The 2224-nt window shown below is 60.4% G+C and carries 2 protein-coding genes and 1 pseudogene; all 3 read left to right on the forward strand.

Going from position 1 to position 2224, the window contains the following annotated elements; genetic code table 11:
- Positions 1-643, forward strand: a 643-nt coding sequence (sucD, locus tag EPO09_RS06225) for a succinate--CoA ligase subunit alpha (RefSeq protein WP_290641265.1), incomplete at its 5' end; no start/stop codon positions are given.
- Positions 644-738: 95 nt separating this feature from the next.
- Positions 739-1443, forward strand: coding sequence for a TerC family protein (locus tag EPO09_RS06230; RefSeq protein WP_290641267.1), 705 nt, complete (start codon positions 739-741; stop codon positions 1441-1443).
- A 4-nt stretch (positions 1444-1447) separates the two neighbouring features.
- A pseudogene (locus EPO09_RS06235) lies at positions 1448-2224 on the forward strand (hypothetical protein); the annotation flags it as partial.

Below are 2224 nucleotides of genomic sequence, written 5' to 3' on the forward strand. Positions count from 1 at the left end.
CATCTGGGAAGCCGTCGAGGCCGATCTGGATCTGGTCATTGCCATCACCGAAGGCATCCCTGTGCGCGACATGCTGATGGTGCGCAACAAGATGAAGGCCAAGGAAGCGGCTGGCGGCAAGAAGACCCTGCTGCTGGGCCCCAACTGCCCTGGCCTGATCACGCCTGAAGAAATCAAGATCGGCATCATGCCTGGTCACATCCACCGCAAGGGCCGCATTGGCGTGGTCTCGCGCTCTGGCACGCTGACGTACGAAGCCGTGGCGCAGTTGACCGAACTCGGCCTGGGCCAATCCAGCGCTGTGGGCATCGGTGGTGATCCGATCAATGGTCTCAAGCACATCGACGTGATGCGCGCCTTCAACGACGACCCCGATACCGACGCCGTGATCATGATCGGCGAAATCGGTGGCCCCGATGAAGCCGAGGCCGCGCAGTGGTGCAAGGCCAATATGAAGAAGCCCATCGTCGGCTTCATCGCTGGTGTCACAGCGCCTCCGGGCAAGCGCATGGGCCATGCTGGCGCGCTGATCAGCGGTGGTGCCGATACGGCTGATGCCAAACTCGCCGTCATGGAAGAGTGCGGCTTCAAGGTCACGCGCAATCCATCTGAAATGGGCCGCATCTTGAAGTCGCTCATTTGACAATCTTGCAGAGTCTGTGCATTCCTGGGTGACGCGTCCGGGAAACAAGTTCAATCAGCCCCTACACTCAGGGGCTGATTCATTTCTGAAGCGACATGGAAGCATTTTTGACCCCGGAGTTCTGGCTCGCTGTTGGCCAGATCGTGATGATCGATATCCTGCTTGGCGGGGATAACGCCGTGGTCATCGCCCTCGCGTGCCGTAATTTGCCGCCCGAGTTGCGCACCAAGGGCATCATCTGGGGCACGATGGGGGCGATCGCCTTGCGCGTTGTGCTGATCTTCTTTGCCATGTCGCTGCTCAAGCTGCCCTATCTGAAGCTGATTGGGGCTTTGTTGCTGCTGTGGATCGGCATCAAATTGCTGGTTCCCGAAGATGATGATCACGGCAATCTTCAAGCAAGTGACCGCCTGCTCGGGGCGATCAAGACCATCATCGTGGCGGACTTCGTCATGAGTGTGGACAACGTCATCGGCATCGCTGGCGCGGCCCAGGGCGCTGGTCACGAAGGACATCAGATGCCCTTGGTGATCTTTGGTCTGCTGGTCAGCATCCCCATCATCGTGTGGGGCAGCACCATCGTGCTCAAGCTGATGGACCGTTTCCCGCTCATCATCACAGGAGGCGGCATGTTGTTGGGTTGGATTGCTGGCACCTTGGCCGTGGCCGATCCGGTTGTGGCGCCGCATCTGCCTGCGGAGGAGTCCATCCGGTATTTCGCAGGCGCACTCGGTGCCTTGCTGGTTCTGGCTGTTGGCAGCGTGCTGGCCAGAAGGGCCGCAGCCGAGGCCGAGGCCTGATCGCATGCATTTGACCGCACTGACCTTGCTCATCGTCCTGCTGGTGCTGGTCGGCTTGGGCTTGGTGTTGTGGTTGGTGCGTCAGCGCAGGCAGGTGCCATTGGCCAAGAATGGGTTTGTGCATACCCGCCCGGCCTTTGCGGATACGGATCCTGTCTCAGGCAGGGTTGCGCCAGATGAGGATGCAGGGCCGGAGACGGTGCTGTCTTACCTGGATGTGCCGCAAAACTCGTCCTTCCACTCCCAGTTCGCCAACAGCATGCCCTCGTTGTTTCAAGAGGATTTTGCTTCCAGCACCATGCCGCAGGCCTTGATGAATGTGGCGCCCCAGACGCAGGGGGAGCAGGTGGGCGTGCAGCGCATTCAGCGTGCTTTGCAGGCGCTGGGGGATGGCCCGGTGGACAAGGCCTGGCAGACCATGCAAGGCTTCTTCCCGGAGGCTGGCAATCGCCATGCAACGCTGGAAACACTGGAGCGCATCGCCGTGGCATTCGAGCGTGATGCACGCTATGACTGCGCGCGCGATGTTTACGAGCACATCGCCGACATCGATCCCAACTGGCATCAGGTCAAGTTGCATCTGATGCGCGCCCGTGGCCTGGCGCAGGTCGCCACGGCCAATACATGGGGGACTTTGCCTGCTCGCCCGATGCCGCAGGTGGCTCAGGGGCAAATGGGCAAGTACCTGGTGGAAAAGCAGATTGGCAAAGGTGCCATGGGTGCGGTCTACCTGGGCTTTGACCCGGCTACGGATCGAAAAGTGGCACTGAAGACGATGGCC

Source organism: Aquabacterium sp., assembly GCF_004297345.1.
Classification (GTDB): domain Bacteria; phylum Pseudomonadota; class Gammaproteobacteria; order Burkholderiales; family Burkholderiaceae_C; genus Aquabacterium.

Bases quoted from the DNA above. Each gene is read 5' to 3' on its own strand.
- EPO09_RS06230 (WP_290641267.1), top strand. From the start codon at position 739: ATGGAAGCATTTTTGACCCCGGAGTTCTGGCTCGCTGTTGGCCAGATC.